The organism is Amycolatopsis sp. FU40, from assembly GCF_021903635.1.
Lineage (GTDB): Bacteria > Actinomycetota > Actinomycetes > Mycobacteriales > Pseudonocardiaceae > Amycolatopsis > Amycolatopsis dendrobii.
In genome coordinates this window covers 423,417-446,130 of sequence record NZ_CP091381.1, presented here as the reverse complement: position 1 = coordinate 446,130, position 22,714 = coordinate 423,417, and the positions used below count along the sequence as shown (strand labels likewise).

General features: G+C 69.8%; 17 protein-coding genes and 2 pseudogenes. 11 read left to right on the top strand and 8 right to left on the bottom strand.

Translation table 11 applies throughout. The features are described from left to right. Positions 1–33: 33 nt before the first annotated feature. Together L3Q65_RS03320 and L3Q65_RS03315 are read left to right on the top strand one after the other, a co-directional pair. Positions 34–1,647: a PHP domain-containing protein gene (locus tag L3Q65_RS03320; protein ID WP_237598761.1), complete on the top strand. Its 1,614-nt coding sequence runs from the start codon at positions 34–36 to the stop codon at positions 1,645–1,647. 158 nt (positions 1,648–1,805) lie between these two features. Next, a complete protein-coding gene (locus tag L3Q65_RS03315) occupies positions 1,806–2,399 on the top strand; it encodes a LysR substrate-binding domain-containing protein (protein WP_237598760.1) in 594 nt (197 codons plus the stop codon). A gap of 19 nt (positions 2,400–2,418) precedes the next feature. Here L3Q65_RS03315 and L3Q65_RS03310 read toward each other — a convergent pair whose 3' ends face one another. Genes L3Q65_RS03310 through L3Q65_RS03290 form a run of 5 tightly spaced genes read right to left on the bottom strand, consistent with a single transcriptional unit; the run spans position 2,419 to position 6,485 of the window. Next, positions 2,419–2,820, bottom strand: a complete 402-nt coding sequence (locus L3Q65_RS03310) for a type II toxin-antitoxin system VapC family toxin (RefSeq protein ID WP_182890524.1) — start codon at positions 2,818–2,820, stop codon at positions 2,419–2,421. Continuing rightward, a complete protein-coding gene (locus L3Q65_RS03305) occupies positions 2,817–3,104 on the bottom strand; it encodes a type II toxin-antitoxin system Phd/YefM family antitoxin (protein ID WP_182890525.1) in 288 nt (95 codons plus the stop codon). The genes L3Q65_RS03310 and L3Q65_RS03305 overlap by 4 nt, the downstream gene beginning before the upstream one ends. A gap of 44 nt (positions 3,105–3,148) precedes the next feature. Then, positions 3,149–4,273 (bottom strand): cell wall metabolism sensor histidine kinase WalK, encoded by a 1,125-nt coding sequence (locus L3Q65_RS03300; protein ID WP_237598759.1) that lies wholly within the window; start codon positions 4,271–4,273, stop codon positions 3,149–3,151. After that, a complete protein-coding gene (locus L3Q65_RS03295; RefSeq protein WP_009075614.1) occupies positions 4,270–4,941 on the bottom strand; it encodes a response regulator transcription factor in 672 nt (223 codons plus the stop codon). The genes L3Q65_RS03300 and L3Q65_RS03295 overlap by 4 nt, the downstream gene beginning before the upstream one ends. Positions 4,942–5,000: 59 nt before the next feature. After that, on the bottom strand, positions 5,001–6,485 hold the full coding sequence (locus L3Q65_RS03290) for a PucR family transcriptional regulator (protein WP_182890527.1): 1,485 nt from the start codon (positions 6,483–6,485) through the stop codon (positions 5,001–5,003). A gap of 106 nt (positions 6,486–6,591) precedes the next feature. Here L3Q65_RS03290 and L3Q65_RS03285 point away from each other — a divergent pair, with 106 nt between their 5' ends. Genes L3Q65_RS03285 through L3Q65_RS03265 form a run of 5 tightly spaced genes read left to right on the top strand, consistent with a single transcriptional unit; the run spans position 6,592 to position 13,484 of the window. After that, the gene (locus tag L3Q65_RS03285) at positions 6,592–8,043 is read left to right on the top strand and encodes a sodium:solute symporter (protein ID WP_182890528.1); all 1,452 of its coding nucleotides are present in this window, start codon (positions 6,592–6,594) and stop codon (positions 8,041–8,043) included. Then, positions 8,040–8,993 (top strand): agmatinase, encoded by a 954-nt coding sequence (gene speB, locus L3Q65_RS03280; RefSeq protein WP_237598758.1) that lies wholly within the window; start codon positions 8,040–8,042, stop codon positions 8,991–8,993. The genes L3Q65_RS03285 and speB overlap by 4 nt, the downstream gene beginning before the upstream one ends. Then, on the top strand, positions 8,990–10,633 hold the full coding sequence (locus L3Q65_RS03275) for a thiamine pyrophosphate-binding protein (protein ID WP_182890530.1): 1,644 nt from the start codon (positions 8,990–8,992) through the stop codon (positions 10,631–10,633). The genes speB and L3Q65_RS03275 overlap by 4 nt, the downstream gene beginning before the upstream one ends. After that, on the top strand, positions 10,630–12,036 hold the full coding sequence (locus L3Q65_RS03270) for an aminobutyraldehyde dehydrogenase (protein ID WP_182890531.1): 1,407 nt from the start codon (positions 10,630–10,632) through the stop codon (positions 12,034–12,036). Before L3Q65_RS03275 ends, L3Q65_RS03270 begins: the two co-directional genes overlap by 4 nt. Further along, a complete protein-coding gene (locus tag L3Q65_RS03265; protein ID WP_237598757.1) occupies positions 12,036–13,484 on the top strand; it encodes a cytosine permease in 1,449 nt (482 codons plus the stop codon). Before L3Q65_RS03270 ends, L3Q65_RS03265 begins: the two co-directional genes overlap by 1 nt. A gap of 52 nt (positions 13,485–13,536) precedes the next feature. On the opposite strand, the pseudogene L3Q65_RS03260 reads toward L3Q65_RS03265, so the two are convergent. Together L3Q65_RS03260 and L3Q65_RS03255 are read right to left on the bottom strand one after the other, a co-directional pair. Then, a pseudogene (locus tag L3Q65_RS03260) lies at positions 13,537–14,301 on the bottom strand (LysR family transcriptional regulator); the annotation flags it as partial. Positions 14,302–14,385: 84 nt separating this feature from the next. Beyond that, positions 14,386–14,949, bottom strand: a pseudogene (locus L3Q65_RS03255) (cupin domain-containing protein). Positions 14,950–15,124: 175 nt separating this feature from the next. Here L3Q65_RS03255 and L3Q65_RS03250 point away from each other — a divergent pair. Beyond that, the gene (locus tag L3Q65_RS03250) at positions 15,125–15,751 is read left to right on the top strand and encodes a hypothetical protein (protein WP_182890533.1); all 627 of its coding nucleotides are present in this window, start codon (positions 15,125–15,127) and stop codon (positions 15,749–15,751) included. Between the two features lie 200 nt (positions 15,752–15,951). Here L3Q65_RS03250 and dxs read toward each other — a convergent pair whose 3' ends face one another. Next, positions 15,952–17,868 carry a 1-deoxy-D-xylulose-5-phosphate synthase gene (gene dxs, locus L3Q65_RS03245; protein ID WP_182890534.1) on the bottom strand — a complete coding sequence of 639 codons (1,917 nt, stop codon included), beginning with the start codon at positions 17,866–17,868 and terminating at the stop codon, positions 15,952–15,954. A gap of 208 nt (positions 17,869–18,076) precedes the next feature. On the opposite strand from dxs, the gene L3Q65_RS03240 reads away from it, so the two are divergent. The 3 genes from L3Q65_RS03240 to L3Q65_RS03230 are packed head-to-tail and all read left to right on the top strand — an operon-like array spanning position 18,077 to position 22,655. After that, positions 18,077–19,546: an aldehyde dehydrogenase family protein gene (locus L3Q65_RS03240; RefSeq protein ID WP_237598756.1), complete on the top strand. Its 1,470-nt coding sequence runs from the start codon at positions 18,077–18,079 to the stop codon at positions 19,544–19,546. Between the two features lie 32 nt (positions 19,547–19,578). Further along, a complete protein-coding gene (locus tag L3Q65_RS03235) occupies positions 19,579–21,105 on the top strand; it encodes an APC family permease (RefSeq protein WP_237598755.1) in 1,527 nt (508 codons plus the stop codon). Continuing rightward, entirely contained in the window at positions 21,102–22,655 is a 1,554-nt protein-coding gene (locus L3Q65_RS03230) for a GMC family oxidoreductase (RefSeq protein ID WP_237598754.1), read from the top strand. Before L3Q65_RS03235 ends, L3Q65_RS03230 begins: the two co-directional genes overlap by 4 nt. Positions 22,656–22,714: the final 59 nt, after the last annotated feature.

Genomic DNA, 22,714 nt, shown 5'->3' with positions numbered 1-22,714 from the left:
CCTGCCGAATCATTCGAGCAGGTCAGGAGCAGGATGAACAGCACGAACCCGGGCGGCGTCGGCCGTCGCGGATTCTTCAAGCGCGCGGGGCTGGCGGGCGCTGTCGCGGCCGGAGTCCCGGTGCTGGCCCCGGGCCAGGCCGACGCCGCGGGCCTCGATCTGGGGCTCGACCTCGGGATCGATCTCGACTGGCTGTTCGGCCGCCGCTACCAGTGGGTCGTCGGCGATCACCACACGCACAGCCAGTACTCGTACGACGCGATGTACACGATCGACCGGATCGCCTCCGGAGCGCGCGAACACGGCGCGAAGTGGATTGTCTTCACCGATCACGGGCACGCGACGCACGAGAAGTCATCGGTGGAGCCGACCAGCCACGATGTGCTCGCCGCGCAGCGGAGGCATCCGGATCTGCTGCTGTGGCAAGGCATGGAGTGGAACGTGCCGGGCGCGGAGCACGCGACGCTGTTCTTCCAGGCAGGACGCGACCAGGCGAGCGTGCTGCGCGAATTCGAGCGGAGTTTCGACTGGCGGCTGACCGGTTCCGAATCCTCCAGCCCGGAGCACGAAGCGTTGGCGCTCAAGGGTTTGCGGTGGCTTGCCGAGCAGGAACGCAAGCGCCGGATCCACGCGCCGGTCGTGCTGATCAACCACCCGCTGCGCAACGGCCGCGTGTCGCCGCACGAACTGCGCAACTACCGCGACACCGCACCCGGAATCGTGATCGGCATGGAAGGCGCGCCCGGCGCGCAGGCCGACGGATTCCCCAAGCCGCAAGGCAATGGCGGCGCGCGCGGCGGCTACGCCAACAACCCCGGCGCGGACTCGTGGCCCGGTTTCCCGGCCGAGGCGTACCGCACGTTCGGCGGCTGGGACTGGACCACGGCGAAGGTCGGCGGGCTGTGGGATTCCCTGCTGGCCGAAGGGAAACCGTGGTGGATCACCACGAACTCGGACTCGCACTACAACCGCGGCGACCAGCTGGTGCGCCCGTCGGTGCCGGACGGCTGGTACGAGCAGACCGGCAAGTACCCGGACCCGGTCGACAGCGGGGTCCCGCAATTGTCCGCGCCGTACGCGGATTTCTACCCCGGCGAGTTCAGCCGCACCGTGGTCGGCGTGCGCCGGCCGGGCTTCGAGGGTGTGCTGGAGGGTCTGCGCGCGGGCCGGATTTGGCTGTCTCACGGCGGTTTGGTGCAGCAGCTGGAAGTCGGCGTGCTCGGCGGCGGCGACTGCGCGACCTTCGGCGGACGGCTGCGCGTGCGGCGTGGTTCGACGGTGACGGTCGTCGTGTCCGCGGTGACCGCGTACCGGCCGAACGGATCGGGTTCGGTGCCGCGCCTCGGCCGGCTGGACCTGATCTCCGGTCCGGTCACCGGCCCGGCGGCGGATCGCGACACGATGGCTGCGCCAGGTACGCGCGTGGTCGAGTCGTTCACGCCTTCGCGCGGCTACGCGGGACGGCGGGTGACGTTCAAGCACACGTTCCGCAACGTGCGGGAGCCGTTCTACGTCCGGGTGCGCGGGACGGACGGGAAGCGGCACGTCGCAGGCGGGATCGAGCCGGCGATGGACGTGATCGGGCAGGCTGATCCGTATGAGGACCTGTGGCTGTACGGGAATCCTACGTTTGTGGACGTCCGGTAGGTCGTGAGTGGCAATCCCGGTTCTAACCGGGATTGCCACTCACGACAGCTCACGCTCCCTCCCCTCGCGAGTGCCCAGCAACGTCGTCCCGCCCCCGCCGCGAGCACAAGGCTGATCGCGATCGCCGGGGCGAAGCCCGCCCACAGCGTCGAAGCGCCTTGGTAGCACAGGGAAGCCCCGGTGGACCGCACGCGCATCCCGCGCTGCGGCTGGAAATCGCCGAAGGCCCGTCCGACGAACTGCAGCAGCAACTGGCCGACGGCGACATCGACGCGTGCCTGCTGTATTCCGCCCATCTGCGCCGCGGGCTGGACCACGTACGCATCGCCCCGGTCCGGCTGCGCTTGATGCTGCCCGCGAACCACCGCCTCGCCGACCGCGACGAGATCGCCCTCGCGGAACTCAGCGACGAGCCGGCCATCCTGACTTCCCTGCGCCCCGCACGCGATCTGGCCGAAAACCTGATGCGGCACGCGGGCGTCGAACCGGTCGCCGGCTGGAGCATGGCCAACGTCGAGACCATCCGGGCCATGGTCGCGCGCGGGCTGGGCTATTCGGTGCTGGTGGGCAGGCCGCACGGCGACCGGACTTACGACGGGCTGCCGCTGATCTACCGGCGGATCGCGGACGAGCTGCCGGAGAACGCGGTGGTGCTCGCTTGCGTCCGGGGCGGGCAGACCACGGCGGCGCTGAAGGCACTCACGGATTTTTGCGTCCGCGAGTTCGGTGAGGCGGGGCGTCCGGTCCAATGAGGACTGTCGGCGGCCCGCGTCAGACGTCGATAACGGTGAGCAGCCGGTCGAGCCCGACGTAGTCCTTGGGATTCCTGGTGAGCAACGGGATCCGCTGCACTGCCGCCGTCGCCGCGATCTGCAAATCCATCCGGCGGGGACGCGGATCCCGGCCGAACCGGCGGACCAGCGCGGCGGCCGTGCCGTACATCTTGGCCTCGTTGACGGCGAACGGCAGCACCACGAACTGTTCGAGGGCGGTGTGGTAGCGCTCGACCCGTTCCCCGAGCCGGATGGGATCGTCGGTGGCGAGGCCGTAAGCCAGCTCCGCGATGGTCACCGAACTGACTGCGGGCACTGCGGACGCGTACGAGCCCAAGTCCAGCCGTTCGAGGTCGATGACCACAGAGGTGTCAAGCAGGACGCGAGCCGGGACGGTCACTGGTCTTCGCCTGGCTCACCCAGGCGGTCGGCGCCGAAGACAGCGTCATCGGCGTCCCGCTCGCGCCGCCATTCGGCGCTGTCCATCGGCGGCAGCCCGCGGAAAGCTTCCTGGATTTCGCCGAGCGTCCGGTTCCGCGGCGGTTCTTCCGGTGCTCGGTGCGGCACCAGGTCGGCGACAGGTTTTCCGTTGCGAGTCACGGTGAACATCTCGCCCGCCGCGACGCGGCGCATGATCTCCGCGTTGTCGTTGCGCAGTTCCCGCTGTCCGATACTGTGCCCCATGAAGACTAATGTAGCACCTTCCTTGAAAAGGTGCTACGGGGTCGCTACGCGGTGGGCAGCCGCACCGTCACCGCCAGCCCGCCGCCGACCACCGGCTCCGCCGACACCGTCCCGCCGTGCGCCTGCACCGCCGCCCGCACGATCGAAAGCCCCAGTCCCGCACCGGAACGCGCCGTCCGGGCCACCCCGGCGCGGCGGAACGGCTGGAACAGTTCCGGCACCGCCGCCGGGTCCAGCAGCCCGCCCGACGAACGCACCCGCAACGTCGACCAGCGCGCGCCCGGCTCCGTCGTCACCTCGATCCAGCCTCCGTCGACGTTGTGCCGCACCGCGTTTTCGACCAGGTTTCCCGCGATCCGTTCCAGCAGAGCGGGATCCCCGATCGCCGGGGACGGCTGCATCGCGAAATCCGCGCGCAGGCCGCGTTGTTCAGCCTCGCCGCGGACCGCGGACCAAGCCCGTTCCACGAGCACGGTCAGGTCGACCAGTTCCCGCGTCACGAGACCGGCTCCGTCGGTGCGCGCCAGCAGCAGCAGCGAATTCACCAACTGCCCTGCCCGGTTCGTCGCGTCCAGCACGACCCCGGCCATCCGGCGGAATTCGGCCTCGTCGGCGTGTTCGTCGGACAGCGTCACGTCCAATTCCGTGCGGATCACCGACAGCGGGGTGCGCAATTCATGGCTCGCGTTGGCCACGAAATGCCGCTGCGAGTCGAACGCGTCCTGCAGCCGGTCGAGCATGTCGTCGAACGTCTTGGCCAGCTCGGCCAGTTCGTCGCGCGAGCGGATCTCGCCGATGCGCTCCCCCATCGACTCGATCGACAGCCGTCGCGCGGTCCCGGTGATCTCGCGCAGCGGACGCAGCACGCGGGAGGTGAACGTCCAGGCCAGGATCGCCGCCGCGGCCACCACGAAGCAGAAGGCCAGCGAGCCGAAGATCAGCACCCGGGTGACCGCGTGGGTGCGCAGGTGCTGCGCGAGCGTGGACGCGTCCACGTCGATGCCGTCGACCCGCACGATGGTGCCCGGCGGCATGTGCGGCACGGCGTCGACCGCGTCGCCGACGAGCGTCCACGCCAGCCACAGCAGCAGCAACCCCGCCGCGGCGACCAGGACGGTCGCCAGGACGGTGACGCGCACCCGCAGGCTGCGGGCGCCGGGAAGCTTCACTCGGAACCGGCGACCGACACCCGGTAGCCCGAGCCGACCACGGTCTCGATGATGCCCGGTTCGCCGAGCTTCTTGCGCAAGGTCATCACGGTGACCCGGACCGTCGTGGTGAACGGGTCGGCGTTCTCGTCCCACACCCGTTCGAGCAGTTCCTCGCTGCTCACCACCGAACCCCCGGCGGACAGCAGCACCTCGAGCACGCCGAACTCCTTGCGGGTCAGCTCGACCGGCCCGCTCGCGCGCCGGACGGTGCGCTTCGCCGGATCCAGCTCGACGTCGCCCGCGGTGAGCAGCGGCGGCGCGGCGGGCGTCGCGCGGCGGCCCAGTGCCCGCACGCGCGCGACCAGCTCCGGGAAGGCGAACGGCTTGGCGAGATAGTCGTCCGCGCCCAGCGACAGCCCGTCCACCCGGTCGGACACCGAACTGCTCGCGGTCAGCATCAGCACGCGCGTCAGCTCGCCGGACGTCACGATCTCGCGGCACAGGTCGTCGCCGGACATCCCGGGCAGGTCGCGGTCGAGCAGCACCACGTCGTACCGCGTGACGGACGACTTCTCGTGCCCGTCGTCGCCCGTGAGCGCGATGTCGACGGCCATGCCCTCCCGCCGCAGCCCGCGGGCGATCGCGTCGGCCAACGGCTCTTCGTCTTCGACTACCAGAACTCGCACCAGACCACAATCCCATAGTTTCCTGAGAGCACCTGAGAAGCCTGAGTGGACACTCGCGTTCAGCCCCACCGCAACGCGAACCACAGTCGCATCCGCGTTTCCGGATCGGCCAGCTCCGTCCCCAGCGCCCGTTCCGCCTGCCCGATCCGGTGCCGCACGCTGTTGCGGTGCACGCCGAGTTCGGCGGCGGTCCGGTCCCAGCTGCCGTGGTGCGCCAGCCACGTCCGCAGGGTCGGCACCAGCTCGCGGCCGTGCGCGCGGTCCAGTTCCCGCAGCGGGGCCAGCAGGCGTTCGGCGAACGCGCCTGCCGCGGCGGGCGGGATCAGGTCGTCGAAGCCGAGCGGGTCGGCGCTGGCGGCCAGCGGACGAGCCAGTGCGCGGGCGCGGGCGAGCAGCAGTTCGGTTTCCGCGACGGCGGCGGGCAGGCCGGCGGCGGGGTGCGGCGGGCTGGCCACCGCGAGCCAGCCGTGTTCCAGGAGACCGTCCAGGTCGGTGGGCTCGCTTGCGATGGCGTAGAACCGGGGGCCGGGCAGGACCTGGACCAGCGGGGTGTCGAGCCGGGCGCGCAGCCAGTCCGGCCGCCGGGCCAGCGCGTCCGGACCCCGTCGGCGGGCGACTCCGGCGACGAGCCGGGCCTGGTCGCTGCCGACGACTCCGGCGAGCGCGTCCGCACCGGGGCCGCCGAGCAGCAACGCGGTCGCCGCGGCGCCGAGTTCCGCACTGTCCGATCCGGCGCGGCCGACGAGTCCCAGCAGCGCCGCGCCGACGGCCAGGATCGCCCGGTCCCCGCTGTCGAACCGTTGCGCGCGGCCGGCCACGACCAGGTGCGCGGCGGTCGCCTGCGGATAGACCGGTTGCGCGACAACGTGGGTGCCGTCCGGCAATTCGGTGGAGGCGATGCGGATTCCGGAGCGAGCGCGCAAGGTCGCGAGCAGTTCCTTCACCGGCGACGGCAACGGCTGCGGCGCGTCGTAGCCCGCGGCGAGTACGTCCCCGGCACCGACCATCGCGACCCATCCGCGCAAGCGTCCGGCGAGCGCGGCGACCAACTCCCCCAAGCCGCCGCCCGCGGCTCGCGTCAGCGCTTCGCGACCTTCCGCCAGTCGCCGTTCTTCGTGTCGTCCCGCTTCGGCGAGCGCGACGGCGACGGCGCGGTTGATCGCCAGGAACGGCGTCGCGGGTGGCACGACCAGCAGCGGCAGGCCGTGCTCCACGCAGGCGTCGCGCAGCGAGGACGGCAGGGTTTCCGAGACTGTCGGGGTGAGGCCGAAGCCGAGTGCGGTGACGCCCGCGTCGCGCAGTCCCCGGACGTACCGGTCGGCGTCCTTCGGCAGGTTCACGCCCGCGGTCAGCACGAGTTCGGCACCCACCAGGTACGGCGCGGGGTCGGCCAGTTCGCTCACGTGCGCCCACCGCACCGGCCGGTCCAGGGCGCCTGGACGCAACGTTTCGGGCACCACATCGAGCGCCAGCTCCGGGTTGCCCGCGACGGTGCGTAGTGGGACTGTCACCTCTGCGGGCAACAGCACGTCCTGCTGGGTCATTTCAACCAATCTTCGGCGAAGTCCTGGATACATCGTCCCATGCCGCCGCGGGGTCGCCCGACCCTACGGTGTCCCGCAAGAACCCACCCCGTTTCAAGGAGGACCCGTGGGCGGCGACTATGCGGTGATCGCGCTGTACATCGCGGGCATGATCGGGGTCGGCTGGATCGGCCTCCGGCTGGCCAAGACGAAATCCGACTACCTGGTCGCCGGACGGCGGCTCGGCTGGTTCATGTACTCCGGCACGATGTCGGCCGTCGTGCTCGGCGGCGCGTCGACCGTCGGCGGCGTGAAACTCGGCTACACCTACGGCATCTCCGGCGCGTGGCTGGTGATCACGATCGGCGTCGGCATCCTGGTGCTGCACGCGGTTTTCGCGCGGCGGCTGGTGAAACTGCGCGTCTACACCGTCGGCGAGATGCTCGACCTGCGCTACGGCGGCCGCGCCAGCGCGGTGTCCGGCGTGGTGATGTGGGGCTACACGCTGATGCTCACGGTCACCTCGACACTGGCGTTCGCGTCGATCTTCAAGGTGCTGTTCTCGATCCCGAGCTGGGCCGGGATCGCGATCGGCGGGTCGATCGTGGTGCTGTACTCGGTGCTCGGCGGCATGTGGTCGATCACGCTGACCGACATCGCGCAGTTCGTGATCAAAACGATCGGCATCCTGTTCGTGCTGCTCCCGGTCGCGCTCGTCTCGGCGGGCGGCTTCAGCGGGATGGCCGAGAAACTGGACGCGTCGTACTTCGAGTTCACCTCGATCGGCGGCGAGACGATCCTGACTTACTTCCTGATCTACACGTTCGGGTTGCTGATCGGGCAGGACATCTGGCAGCGCGTGTTCACCGCGCGCACCCCGCGCGTCGCGACCGGCGGCGGCGTCATCTCCGGCGTGTACTGCCTCGTCTACGGCATCGCGGGCGCGCTGATCGGTACGGCGGCGAAGGTGTTGTACCCAGACCTCGGCAGCGCGCAGGACGCCTTTGCCACCATCGCCGAACGGCTGCTGCCCACCGGCGTACGCGGTCTCGTGCTCGCTGCGGCGCTCTCGGCGCTGATGTCGACTTCGAGCGGCGCGCTCATCGCGTGCGCCACCACGACGACTTCGGACCTGTTCCGCAAGATCGGCCTTAAGAGTGGCGAGGTCTTGCGTAACCGAGTGACGACACTTGTGCTGGGCATCGTGGCCATCGGTATCGCAATGCTCGTGGACGACGTCGTCAACGCGCTCACCATCGCGTACGACATCCTCGTCGGCGGCCTGCTCGTCACGATCGTCGGCGCGTTGTTCTGGAAGCGTGGTACTCGCGAAGGCGCGTACGCGTCGATGGTGGCTGGCACGGTGTCCGTCATCGCCTTCATGATCATCGACGGGGTCGCGGCCAACAGTCCGATTTATTGGGGGCTCGGCGTCAGCCTGGTCGTGTACGTCGGTGTCAGTCTCGCGACACCGCGTACGCCGGACAGCATTCTTTCCGTGTGGACACAACGTCTTCATGGTTCCGAAGCCGCTGAAGATCTCAGCGCATCCGAAACCCGACAGGAGTTGACCCAGTGAGTGAACAGCGTCCGGTCGGCCCGCTCGACTCGTCGCAGATCCCGCGTTTCGCCGGCTTCGCGACCTTCGCGCGGCTGCCGCGGATCGACGAAGTGCCGAGCGCCGACGTAGCCGTGGTCGGCGTGCCGTTCGACTCCGGCGTGTCCTACCGTCCCGGCGCGCGGTTCGGTCCTTCGGCGCTTCGCGAGGCGAGCCGCCTGCTGCGGCCGTACCACCCAGGTCTGGACGTTTCGCCGTTCGCGGAGAAGCAGGTCGTCGACGCTGGCGACATCGCGGTCAACCCGTTCCACATCGGTGAAGCGATCGAAAAGCTGCAGCAGGAAGCCGAAGCGCTCACTGCGGGCGAGACGAAGCTAGTGACTGTCGGCGGTGACCACACCATCGCGCTCCCGCTGCTGCGCGCGGCGGCGAAGAAGCACGGCCCCGTTGCGCTGCTTCACTTCGACGCTCACCTCGACACCTGGGACACCTACTTCGGCGAGCCGTACACGCACGGCACGCCGTTCCGTCGCGCAGTCGAAGAAGGCATCCTCGACACCAGCGCCGTGTCGCACGTGGGCACGCGCGGCCCGCTGTACGGCAAGCGCGACCTCGAAGAAGACCGTCGCCTTGGCTTCGGCATCGTCACCTCCGGCGACGTACTGCGCCGCGGCATCGACGAGACCGTGGACGCGCTTCGCCAGCGCATCGGCGACCGTCCGCTGTACGTGTCCGTGGACATCGACGTGCTCGACCCCGCGCACGCGCCCGGCACCGGCACGCCCGAGGCGGGCGGTATGACCAGCCGCGAACTGCTGGAGATCCTGCGCGGTCTGCGCGGGCTCAACCTGGTCGGCGCGGACGTCGTGGAATTGGCCCCGGCCTACGACCACGCCGAGATCACCGCCGTCGCCGCATCGCACGTCGCCTACGACCTGGTCAGCCTGCTGGCGCTGGGACGCAGCGCATGACCCGGATCGGCGGCGACGTTGTCGTAGAGACGCTGCGGGCGCTCGGCGCGGACACCGTGTTCGGCCTGCCCGGACAGCACGCGCTTGGCCTGTTCGAGGCTCTGCGCCGCGCTGAAGACCTGCGCGTGGTCAGCTCGCGAGTGGAGAACAATCTCGCCTTCGCCGCGGACGGCCACGCGCGCGCCCGGCTCGCCGCCGATCCGCACGGCCCGGTGCCGGTCACGCCGATGATCGTGTCGACCGGCCCCGGTGCGTTGCTCACGCTTGCGTCGCTGCAGGAATCGCGCGCGGCATCGGTGCCGGTGCTCGGCATCTCGAGCCAGGTCCCGGTCGCCGGGCTCGGCGGCGGACGCCATGGTTACCTGCACGAACTCACCGACCAGCAGGCCAGCTTCCGCGACATCGTGAAGTCGGTGCACGTGGTCCGGTCGATCAGTCAGATCCCGACCGCGCTGCGCGAGGCGTGGGAATCCGCCGCGACCGCGCCGTACGGGCCGGTGTGGGTGGAAATCCCGCAGGACGTGCTGCTCGCCCCGGCGAACCTGCCGCGGCTGACGTCGGTGACCGCGGCTCCGGCGCCGCTCGAACCGTTGCCGGAGCTGGTGGCCGAGGCCGCGAAACTCCTTGACGAAGCGAAGAATCCGGTGATCCTCGCCGGCGGCGGCGCGCTGCGTTCCGGAGCGCACGACGAACTGCGCCAGCTCGCCGAAACCCTGCGCGCGCCGGTGGTGTCGACGTTCGGCGGCAAGGGCGTTTTCGCCTGGGACCACGAGCTGTCCGCGCAATCGTGGATGGAAGACTGGCACACCACGGAATTCCTCTCCGCCGCCGACGTCCTGCTGGTGCTCGGCTCCGGGCTGGGCGAACTGTCCAGCAACTACCGCGAGTTCGCGCCGCGCGGCCAGGTCGTGCAGGTGGAAGCGGATCTCGGAAAACTGGAGTCGAACTACCCCGCGCTCGCGCTGCACGCCGACGTCCGGCACACCCTCCGCGCGTTGCTGGATCAGCTCACGCCGCGTACTGCGGACGGACGAGCCGAAGCGGCGGTGAAGGACCTGCTCGCGCGCGTTGAGTCCAGGTTGGACAGTCAGCCGCTCGCGCTTGAACGGAAGCTGCTCGAGGACATCCGCGCCGCGCTTCCCGAAGACACGCAGACCTTCTGGGACATGACGATCGCGGCCTACTGGGCGTGGTCGGTGTGGAATCCCGACGGAGCGCCGATCCACACCGCGCAGGGTGCGGGCGGCCTCGGCTACGGCCTTCCCGGCGCGCTCGGCGCTGCCGCGGCCGGTGTGCGATCGCTGGCCGTGTCCGGCGACGGCGGCGCGATGTACGGGCTGGCCGAACTGGCCACCGCCGTGCAGCACCAGCTCGACGTGACCTGGCTGGTCGTCGACGACGGCGGCTACGGCATCCTGCGCGAATACCTCACCGGCGCGTTCGGCCAGAGCACCGCGACCGAACTGCCGCGGCCGGATTTCGTCGCGCTGGCCGAATCGTTCGGCATCCCCGCCCGAAAGACCGCTGCGGACACTGTCCGCGCCGATCTCGCCGACGCGCTGCGCACCCCCGGCCCGTCGGTCGTCGTGCTTCCCGCACTGCTGAAGATGTTCGCCCCAACCCACTTGGAGCACTCATGACCTACGTCCGCAACTTCGTCGGCGGCGCTTTGGTCGACACGCCCGACACCGAGGCGACCCTCGAACTGACGAACCCGGCCACCGGCAAGGTTTTCGGCACCAGCGTCGTTTCCCGGCGGAACGAAATCGATCTCGCGATGGAGTCGGCGGCGCGCGCGTTCCAGTCGTGGCGGCGCAGCACTCCCGCGCAGCGCCAGGAAGCCCTGCTCAAGATCGCCGGCGCGCTGGAAGCCCGCGCGGAAGAGTTCGCCGCCGCCGAGGTCCGCGAGACCGGCAAGGTCCGTGCGGTCATGCTGGACGAGGAAATCCCGGAATGCGTGAGCACACTGCGGTTCTTCGCCGGTGCCGCGCGGCAGCTCGAAGGCACCGGCGCGGGCGAATACCTGGCCGGGCACACGTCGGTGATCCGCCGCGAGCCGATCGGCGTGTGCGCGCAGATCGCGCCGTGGAACTACCCGCTGATGATGGCCGTCTGGAAGATCGGCCCGGCGCTCGCCGCGGGCAACACCGTGGTGCTCAAGCCGGCGGAAACCACGCCGTCCACCGCGGTGCTGCTGGCCGAAATCGCGGCGGAATCCCTGCCGCCGGGCGTGTTCAACGTCGTGTGCGGCGACCGGGAAACCGGCCGTGCGCTGGTCCGGCACCCGCACACCGACCTGGTGTCCATCACCGGCTCGACGCGCGCCGGCATCGACGTGGCGACCGTCGCCGCGGCCGATCTCAAGCGCACCCACCTGGAACTGGGCGGCAACGCTCCCCTGCTGGTCTTCCCGGACACCGACCTCGCCGACACCGCCGAGCGGATCGCCGACGCCGCGTTCTACAACGCCGGACAGGACTGCACCGCGGGCAGCCGCGTGCTGGTGCACGAGAGCGTCCACGACGAGTTCGTTGCCGCACTGACGAAAACAGCCGCCACGCGTCGTCCGGACGTCGACTACGGCCCGCTCAACAGCCGCGCCCAGCTCGACCGCGTGCTCGGCCTGCTGGAGCGGCTGCCGTCGCACGCCCGCGTCGAAACCGGCGGCACCGCGACCGGACCGGGCTTCCAGCTCGCGCCGACCGTCGTGTCCGGCCTCCGGCAGGACGACGAACTGGTCCAGGAGGAAGTCTTCGCGCCGGTCATCACCGTCCAGTCGTTCGCCGACGAGACGGAAGCGCTGGAGCTGGCCAACGGCGTCCCCTACGGCCTGGCTTCTTCGGTCTGGACGAACGACGTCGCCCGCGTCGCCCGGGTGTCGCGCGACCTCGATTTCGGCTGCGTGTGGGTGAACACGCACGGCCCGCTGACCGCCGAGATGCCGCACGGCGGGTTCGGCCACTCCGGGCACGGCAAGGACCTCTCGGCGTACTCGTTCGCCGAGTACACCCGCGTCAAGCACGTGATGACGAGGTTCGAGTGATGAGCGGCAAAGTCACCGAGGTCGAACAGCACGGCATCGCGCCGATCCCGCCCGCCGAGCAGACGTCCCGGCCGCGCGACCTGTTCCGGCTCGCGTTCGGCGGGGCCAACACGTTCGCCACGATCATCTTGGGCACGCTGCCGATCGCGTACGGGCTGAGCTTCTGGGCCGCGCTCGCCGCGACCGTGGTGGGCGTGGTGCTCGGCGCGCTCGTGCTGTCCCCGATGGCCCTGTTCGGCCCGGTCACCCGGACCAACAACGCGGTTTCGTCCGGCGCGCACTTCGGCGTGGTCGGCCGGTGCGTCGGCTCGTTCCTGTCGCTGCTCACCGCGATCACCTTCTTCGCGATCTCGGTGTGGGTGAGCGGTGACGCGGTAGCCGGTGCGGCACAGCGGCTTTTCGGCATCGACGGCGGCCCCGTGCTGCGCGCGGTCGCGTACGGCGTGATCGCGATCGCCGTACTCGTCGTGTGCATCTACGGCTACCGCTTCATGCTGTTGGTCAACCGCGTCGCGGTAACCCTGGGCACGCTCATCATGCTGGTCGGGATCTTCGCCTACGGGGGCTCGTTCGACCCGTCCTTCACTGGCAGCGGCGACTTCGCGCTCGGCACGTTCTGGCCGACGTGGATTCTCGCCGTGCTGACGGTGATGGCGAACCCGATCTCGTTCGGCGCGTTCCTCGGCGACTGGTCGCGTTACATCCCCGCCACCCACTCGCGCCGCTCGCTGCTGGCCGCGCCGTTCCTCGCGCAACTGGCGACGCTGCTGCCGTTCGGCTTCGGCATCGCGACCGCGACCCTGGTCGCCGACCCGGCCGACTACGTCACCGGCCTGACCGCGATTTCCCCGCTCTGGTACGCGATCCCGCTGATCGCGGTCGCGCTGATCGGCGGATTGTCCACCGGCACCACCGCGCTGTACGGCACCGGCCTGGACTTCAGCTCGATCTTCCCGCGCCTGTCCCGCGTTCGGGCGACGCTGCTGATCGGGACGCTGAGCGTGCTGTTCATCTTCGTCGGCAATTTCGTGCTCGACATGGTGTCCAGCATCAACGCGTTCGCGACGCTGATCGTGTTGTGCACGTCGCCGTGGATGGTGATCATGATGATCGGCTACGTGCAGCGCCGCGGCTATTACGACCCGGCTGACCTGCAAGTGTTCAACGAGGGCCGCACCGGCGGACGGTACTGGTTCCACCGGGGCGTCAACTGGCGCGCGATGGCGGCCTGGATCCCGGCCACCGGACTGGGCCTGCTGTGCGCGAACACGCCGATGATCACCGGACCGCTGGCGGGCATCACGGGCGGCGTGGACATCAGCCTGGTGGTGACGCTGTGCACGGCCGCGGTGGCGTATCCGGTGCTGGTGAAGGTGTTCCCGGAGCCTCGGGAGGTGTTCGGGCCTTCGCCGGCTGTCGCTGCGGAAGCGGTGGCTGCCGAAGCGTGAGCGGCGGGCGGCTCCACTGTGCGGACAGGATCGCGTCCGCCAACGCCGCGGCCGGACCGCGTGCCGTTCCCCGGCGGCTCAGCACGAACGTCACCGAGCCCGGATCGGGCATCCCCGCGATCGGGACCAGCCCGTCCGGGACAACGGATTCCGCGAACAGGCCGATGCCGAGCCCGGCTTCGAGCGCGACTCGCAGGCCGTTGAGCCGCTCGCTGACACAGCCGATCCGCCACTGCACACCGTTGCGGCGCAAGGCGTTCAACGCGCGTGCCCGGGTGACGCTCGGCTCCGGGTAACGCACTAGCGGCACTGGCTCGCCCGGGACCAGGTCCAGCCCGGGCGCGCCCACCCACACGAGCGGGTCGCGCCGCAAACCCTGTCCGGAATCGCGCTTGGCGAGCACCAGGTCGAGGTCTCCGTCGGCGAGCCGGGAATGCAGCACCTCGCTCAGCTCGACCGACAGTTCGAGGTCGATCCCCGGATGCGCGCCGCGAAACCGGCCGAGCACGTCCGCGGCGTGGCCGAGCAGGAAGTCCTCGCACACTCCGAACCGGACCCGCCCGCGCGGGCCCGGCCGGGAGAAATAGCGCAGTGCGCGGTCCTGCTGAGCAAGAATGCCGCGAGCGAAACCGGTCATCGTCTCGCCGTCGCCGGTGAGCCGCACGCTGTGCGTATCTCGTTCGAACAACACGCAACTGAGCGCCGTTTCGAGGCGGCGGACGTGCTGGCTCACCGTCGACTGCCCGAGCTCCAGCCTGCGGGCGGCTTCGGAGAACCCGCCCGCCTCGGCCACAGCGAGAAAAGTGCGCAGCAGCACCGGATCGATCACTGCCCCGGAGTACCACTCTCGGTATGCGACCGTGTACCAGGTGTGGCCACTGCCACTACCGCCGGCGCGTGATCACCACCGGCTTAAGATCCTTCGGCTCTCGCGCGGCAACGAGTTCAGCGTGCCGACGATGCCGATGTCGTCGTTCTGCTCCCCGGTGCTGGTGTTGAACATGACGAGCACGTCCAGGCCTTCGGCGCTGCTGGAATTCGCGAAATAGTGAAAGAACCCTTGCGGCGCGAAGACGAGTTCTCCTGCTCCCGCTCTGAAAACCGCATTCTGGTAGCTACCGTCCTCGGGTGTGCCGAGAATGCTCCAGTCCGCCTTGCCTGAAATGATATAGTTCAGCTCCTATGCGGACGGGTGCCAATGCGGTTCGCGCACGCCACCGGGGTCGAGATGGACCAAATACACCGACCCTTGCTGACCAGCCAAGACCGGAAAGTTCTTCTCATGCGCCCCCCGTAAAGTCCCGCCGTCATGGACCGCGGGCGCGGATGCGGCGAGCGGGAAGACATACGTCGGGTTCACTGGTTTCCCAGTGCTCGCCCGCGCCGTTCCAGCCGCCCCGAGCGCAGTCGCCGCAGCGATTCCCGCACCCGCCCCGAGCGCACCGCGCCTGCTGATTTCCGACATTCTTTCCGCCTTTCCCGGAACTGAGCAATCCGCCGTCCCTGATTATTCCGGGAACGCGGAGAACGGAAAGGTCCCAGCGCGGATCACTGCTATCGCGCGCAGCGATGAGCAAACCTGGTACGCACGCGGACCTTCTGTGGGAAGATCCCGGAACCCCTTGTCCTGGAGGCGATTCGTGACGTTCGCAGTCGGCATCTTCGACCTGTTCAGCTTCGCCGTGCCCGGAGCGGTCCAACTGTCGCTGCTGGTCTACGTACTCGACCGCCTGGGCGTAGTACACGTCGCGGCACTGACGTCCGCACCGGGCGCGCTTCTGGTGGCCGGTGCCGTGGTGGCCAGTTATCTGCTCGGGCACCTCTTCCACCCGCTGGCCGCGCAGTTGGAGCGACTCCGTCCCCGCCGGGACGCGGAGGACGCGCGGCAGGAGTTCATCGCCGGGGTCCCGCAGGCGCGCGACCGCCCTTACGTCCAAGCCAACCCGGTGCTGCTCGTCGCCGCGGCTGAACTGCACGACAAGGACGCTGCGGGAGAAATCGTCCGGATGCGCGCGCAGTCGGTGATGCTGCGCAACATCGCCTTCGCCTTCACGCTGGCCGTCGTCGTGGCACTCGGCCAGACCGCGACCGGGCCGCATCGGGTGGTCGCCGCCGGGGCCGCCGCTCTCTCGTTGCTCGGCGCGGCCGGAGCGCTGGGCAGCAGCCGGAAGGTCTGGCACATGTCGCGGCTGAAGGCGCTGGAGATCTGCTACTGGATTCCGGACATCGACCAGACTTTCGCTGCCGAGGATCCAGCGGAGGGTTAGCGGCACCCGGGCGAGCGGCCTCGCCGAGACAGCGAAACGGCGGGTTCCCGCTCCGGGAACCCGCCGTCCAAGTGGTCAGGCGCGAGGTTTCTCCTGCCCGCCCCGATCATGGGCGCGGCCTCGCCCCGCAGCCGGATTCACTTCGGCACCCAGCCAACGGGAAGCCCGCTCCGCGACAGCCGAGACTCTTCCCGCGTCGCTCAAGCGCGCGGCTTCTCCCCCGCGGTCTCCTCCACATCGACACCCAGCCGGCCCGAAGCCCACTCCGTGATCCGCCGCGCCACGTCCTGGGCAGTCAGGCCGATCCGGTCCAGCACTTCGGCCCGGGTGCCGTGGTCGTGGAACGCCTGCGGCACCGCGAGGTCGCGCAGCGGGACGTCGCATTCGGCGTCGCGCAGCACCGCCGCCAGCGCTGAGCCGAAACCGCCGTGCCGTCCGCTGTCCTCGACCGTCACTACGAGTTTGTGCTGTTCCGCCAGCGCGACCAGCTCCGCGGGCACCGGAACCACCCAGCGCGGGTCCGCGACCGTCACGCCGATGCCCTGGTCCGCCAAGCGGTCCGCGGCCTCCAGCGCCAGCTGCGCGAACGGACCCACCGCGACCAGCAGCACGTCCGTCGAACCCGACGGGCGGCGCAGCAGGTCGACCGTGCCGATCCGCTCCACCGCGGGCACGTCCGGGCCGACGCTGCCCTTCGAGAACCGCAGCGCGGTCGGTCCGTCCTGCACCGCGACCGCCTCGCGCAGTTCCTCGCGCAGGGTGCCCGGGTCGCGCGGCGCGGCCACGCGCATGCCCGGCACCATGCCCAGCAGCGACAGGTCCCACATGCCGTGGTGGCTCGGGCCGTCGGGGCCGGTGATGCCCGCGCGGTCCAGCACGAACGTTACCGGCTGGCGGTGCAGCGCGACATCCATCAGCACCTGGTCGAACGCCCGGTTCAGGAACGTCGAGTACAGCGCGACGACCGGATGGCAGCCGCCCATCGCGAGCCCGGCCGCGGACGTCACCGCGTGCTGTTCGGCGATGCCGACGTCGAACCAGCGGTCCGGGAAGCGCTCGGAGAACTTTTCCAGCCCGGTCGAGCGCAGCATCGCGGCGGTGATCGCCACGACGTCCTGGCGCTCCTCTCCGATCTTCGCCAGCTCGTCGCCGAACACGCCGGTCCAGCTGGGGCCCTTCACCGGCGGCAGTCCGGTCTCCGGGTCGATCGGGTCGGTCTGGTGCATCTGGTCGGCCTGGTGGTTCACCGCGGGCGCGTAGCCGTGGCCCTTCTCGGTGACCACGTGCACGATCACTGAGCCGCCGAACGCCCGCGCGCTCTGGAACGCCTTCTCCAGCGCGACCAGGTCGTGGCCGTCGACCGGGCCGAGGTACTTCAAGCCGAGGTCGGAGAACATCACCTGCGGGCTCAGCGCGTCCTTGATGCCCGCCTTGGCCGCGTGCAGCGCGGCGTAGATCGGCTTGCCCACCACCGGCGTGCTGCGCAGCAGCTCGCGGCCGCCGTCCAGCAGCCGCTCGTAGCCCGGCTGCAGCCGCAGCGACGCCAGGTGATCGGCCATGCCGCCGATGGTCGGCGAGTACGACCGGCCGTTGTCGTTGACCACGATCACGACCGGACGGTCCTTGCGCCCGGCGATGTTGTTGAGCGCCTCCCAGCACATGCCGCCGGTGAGCGCACCGTCGCCGACCACCGCGATCGCGTGCCTGCGCGGGCCCCCGGACAGCTCGAACGCCTTCGCCATGCCGTCCACATAGGACAGTGCGGTGGACGCGTGGCTGTTCTCGACCAGGTCGTGCTCGCTCTCGCCGCGGCACGGGTACCCGGTGGGGCCGCCCTGCTGGCGCAGCAGGTCGAAGTCGACGTGCCGCCCGGTGACGATCTTGTGCACGTACGCCTGGTGCCCGACGTCCCACACGATCGCGTCGCGCGGCGAATCGAACACCCGGTGCAGCGCCAGCGTCAGCTCGACGACGCCCAGGTTGGGACCGAGGTGCCCGCCGCTGCGGCGGACCTTGTCCACGAGGAAGTCCCTGATCTCGGCCGCCAGCTCCCCGAGGTCCTCGACGCTCATGCGCTTCAGGTCCGCCGGTCCGTGCACCGAGTCCAGCATGGTCACCGCTCCACCCCGTCCGTTTCTTCCTCCGCCGGTTCCGGCCAGTCTACGGACGGCCGCCACCTCGGTCCGGCCGCCCGCGTCCCGGATCACAGCTCCGGCGGAAACGCAACTCCACGAGCGGGGAAGATCACGAGGCCGGTCAGTCAAGTCGCGGTCACCCCGCGTGGCCGTGATAATCCCGGACGGACCCCGAGCTCGAGAGGACCCCATGGCGGACTTGTACATCGGCGGCGAATGGGTGGACGCGCGTGCGGGAGGGCGGCGCGAGATCCGCTGCCCCGCGGACGGCAGCCTGGTCGCCGAGGTCGCCGAAGCGACCGCGGAGGACACCGAGGCCGCCATCGCCGCGGCTCGCCGGGCGTTCGACACCGGACCCTGGCCCGCCACCCCGGCGGGCGAGCGCGGAAACCTGCTGCTGCGCGCGGCCGACCTGCTCGACCGCGACGCCGAGGAATTCGCCCGCGCCGAATCGCTCGACACCGGCAAACGCCTGGTGGAGAGCCGCTACGACATGAGCGACATCGCGGCTTGCCTGCGCTATTTCGGCAAGCTGGCGGGCAACGACGCGGGCCGGGTCGTGGACACCGGCAGCGCGGACTCGTTCAGCCGGATCGTGCACGAGCCGGTCGGCGTCTGCGGCCTGATCACCCCGTGGAACTACCCGCTGCTGCAGACGGTGTGGAAGATCGCCCCGGCCCTGGCTGCGGGCAATACGTTCGTGCTCAAGCCGAGCGAACTGACCCCGCACACCTCGATCCTGTTCATGCGGCTGCTCGCCGAGGCCGGACTGCCCGGCGGCGTCGCGAACCTCGTGCTCGGCGCGGGTCCGTCGGCCGGTGCGCCGCTGTCGGAGCACCCGGACGTCGACCTCGTGTCGTTCACCGGCGGGCTGGCCACCGGACGGGTGATCGCGGCGAACGCCGCGGCGACGGTGAAGAAGGTCGCGCTCGAACTCGGCGGCAAGAACCCGAACGTCGTGTTCGCCGACGCGGACTTCGAAACCGCTGTCGACTACGCGCTGACCGCGGTGTTCTTGCACTCCGGGCAGGTCTGCTCGGCCGGCGCGCGGCTCATCGTCCAGCGGGAATGGCACGACGAGTTCGTGGACGAACTGGTGCGGCGCGCGGAGCGGATCCGCCTCGGCGGGCCGTTCGACGAGAACGCCGAGACCGGGCCGCTCATCTCCGCCGCGCACCGCGAGAAGGTGGAGCGCTACGTCGCCACCGCCGTCGAGGAGGGCGCGGTCCTGCGCACCGGCGGGAAGCGTCCGGACGACCCGGCGCTGCAGGACGGCTTCTACTACCTGCCGACGATCCTCGACAACGTTCAGCAGGGCAGCACCGCAGTCGTCGAGGAGTCCTTCGGCCCAGTCCTGACCGTGGAGACATTCACCGACGAGGACGACGCCGTCCGCATCGCCAACGACACCCACTACGGCCTGGCCGGCGGCGTGTTCACCCAGGACGCCGCCCGCGCCCAGCGCGTGGCGAACCGGCTCCGGCACGGGACGGTGTGGATCAACGACTACCACCCGTACCTCCCGCAGGCCGAATGGGGCGGCTACAAGCAGTCCGGTTTCGGCCGCGAGCTCGGCCCGACCGGACTGGCCGAATACACCGAGGTCAAGCACATCCACCAGAACCTGAAGCCCGGCCCCCAGCACTGGTTCTCCGGCTGATCCCCTCTCCCCACCGAAAGGAATTCGTGCCCTTGAGCGACACCGGCGATCGCGAACTCGGCGAATTCGGCTACACCAACCAGCTCAAGAGAACGCTCGGCAGTTTCCACACCTTCGCTGCCGGGATCAGCTACATCTCGGTGCTGACCGGGGTGTTCCAGCTCTCCTACCTCGGCCTTTCCGAGGGCGGCCCGGCCTACTGGTGGTCCTGGCCCGCGGTGTTCATCGGGCAGCTGATGGTGGCGCTCTGCTTCGCCGAACTGGCCGCGCAGTACCCGGTCGCCGGGTCGGTCTACAACTGGGCGAAGAAGCTCAGCAACCCGCACATCGCGTGGATGGCCGGCTGGATGATGCTGCTGGCCTCGATCGTCTCGATCTCCGCGACCGCGCTCGCCTACCAGCGGACGCTGCCGCAGATCACGTCGTTCTTCCAGTTCATCGGCGACGGCACGGGCACCAGCGACGCGGCCAACGGCGTGCTGCTGGCCACCGTGCTGATCGTGTTCACCACGCTGGTGAACGCTTTCGGCGTGAAGCTGATGGCGCGGATCAACAGCGCGGGCGTGTTCGTGGAGCTGCTGTTCGCGGTGCTGCTGGTGGTGTTCCTCGCCTTCCATTTCGTACGCGGCCCGTCGGTGGTGACCGAGACGAACGGCACCGAGGCCGGGCATTCGTCGGGTTACCTCGGCGCGTTCCTGATCGCCGGGATCGCCTCGTCGTACGTCATGTACGGCTTCGACACCGCCGCGTCGCTCGGCGAGGAATCGCTGAACCCGCACCGCAACGCGCCGAAGGCGATTCTGCGCGCGCTGGTCGCCTCCTTCGTGCTGGGCGGGCTGATCATCCTGTTCGCGCTCATGGCGGTCGGCAACATCAACGCGCCGGAACTCGGCACGGTCGGCCTGCAATACGTGCTCACCGACGCGCTCGGCCCGGCGATCGGACGAGTGTTCCTGTTCGTCGTGTTCATCGCGATCACCGTGTGCGTGCTGGCCGTGCACACCGCGGCGATCCGGATCGCGTTCGCGATGGCCCGGGACAACGCGCTGCCCGGCGGCCGGAAGCTGGCGCGGGTCAACAAGACCACCGGCACCCCGGTGCTGCCCGCGATCGTGATCGGCGTGCTCGCGATCGCGCTGCTGGTGCTGAACATCAACTCCACGCAGATCTTCTCGGCCGTGACCAGCCTCGCGATCATCCTGATCTACCTGTCCTACCTCCTCGTGACTGTGCCCATGCTGATCCGCCGGCTGCGCGGGCGCTGGCCGCGCGAGGGCACCCCGGCCGGCCGGTTCTCCCTCGGCCGCTGGGGTCTCCCGGTGAACGTGCTCGCGGTGCTGTGGGGCGGTGCGATGACGATCAACCTGGCCTGGCCCCGCAACGAGATCTACAACGCTTCCCCGCCCTTCCACTGGTATCTGAAGTGGATTTCGGTGCTGTTCGTCGGCGTCTTCGCGGCCGGCGGCTTCGCCTATTACTGGTTCGTGCAACGGCACAAGGTCGGGGTGCTGGCGGACCACGCCGCCGCCCCCGCGCCCGACGAGGAGGTTTCCCGGTGAGCGCAAGCGAGTTCGACTACGTGGTGGTCGGCGGCGGAACGGCCGGATCGGTGGTCGCCGCCCGGCTGTCCGAGGACCCGGACGTGACCGTCTGCCTCCTCGAGGCCGGACCGTCCGACACGGACGTGCCGGAGGTGCTGGAGCTGACCCGCTGGATGGGCCTGCTGGAGTCCGGATACGACTGGGACTACCTGGTGGAACCGCAGGAGGCGGGCAACTCCTACCTGCGCCAGGCCCGCGCGAAGGTGCTCGGCGGCTGCTCGTCGCACAACTCGTGCATCGCGTTCTGGGCCCCGGCCGAGGACCTCGACGAATGGTCCTCGATGGGCCTGCCGGGCTGGTCGGCCGCGGACGTTTTCCCGCTGTACCAACGGTTGGAGACCAACGACGGCCCCGGCGACCACCACGGCCGCTCCGGCCCGGTCACCATCCGGTCGGTCCCGCCGCACGACCCCGCGGGCGCGGCGCTGCTGTCCGCGTGCGCCCAGACGGGCATCCCGACGACGGAGTTCAACTCCGGCAAGACCGTCACCCACGGCGCGAACTGGTTCCAGATCAACGCCCGCGAGGACGGCACCCGGTCTTCGGCGTCGGTGTCGTACTTGCACCCGATCATGGGCAAGCGGCCGAACCTGAAGATCCGCACCGGAGCCCGCGCGAAACGGCTGCTGTTCGACGGCCGCCGCTGCACCGGCGTCGAGGTGCTGGACGCGGACCTCATCCACCACAGCACGATCACCGCGCGCCGCGAGGTCGTGGTCAGCTCCGGCGCGATCGACACGCCGAAACTGCTGATGCTGTCCGGCATCGGGCCCGCCGAGCACCTGCGCGAGGTCGGCGTCGAGGTGCTCGTGGACTCGCCGGGCGTCGGCTCGAACCTCGAGGACCACCCCGAGGGCCTGGTGATGTGGGACGCCCTGCAGCCGATGGTCACCGAATCCACGCAGTGGTGGGAAATCGGCATCTTCACCATGACCGAGGAGGGCCTGGACCGCCCGGACCTGATGTTCCACTACGGTTCGGTGCCCTTCGACATGAACACCGTCCGGCACGGCTACCCGACGACGGAGAACGGCTTCTGCCTCACGCCCAACGTGACGCGCAGCCGATCGCGGGGCACCGTGCGGTTGCGCACGCGCGACTTCCGCGACAAGCCCCGCGTCGACCCGCGGTACTTCACCGACGAGTACGACATGCGCGTGATGACCTACGGCGTGAAACTCGCCCGCGAGATCGCCGCCCAGCCCGCGCTCGACGAATGGGCGGGCGTGGAACTCGCGCCGGGCCGCGACTGCAAGACCGACGACGAGATCGCCGACTACCTGCGCAAAACGCACAACACCGTGTACCACCCGGCCTGCACGGCCCGGATGGGCGCGGACGGCGACCCCGAGGCGGTGCTGGACGAGCGGCTGCGCGTCCGCGGCGTCGCGGGCCTGCGGGTGGCCGACGCTTCGGTGATGCCGTTCCTCGTCACGGTGAACCCGTGCATCACGACGATGGCGATCGGCGAGAAGTGCGCGGACATGCTCAAGGAAGACCGGGGCTGACCTCGCGGCGGGTGGTTGTGTCCTGGTGGGGCACAACCACCCGCTAATCGGCCTTGTAC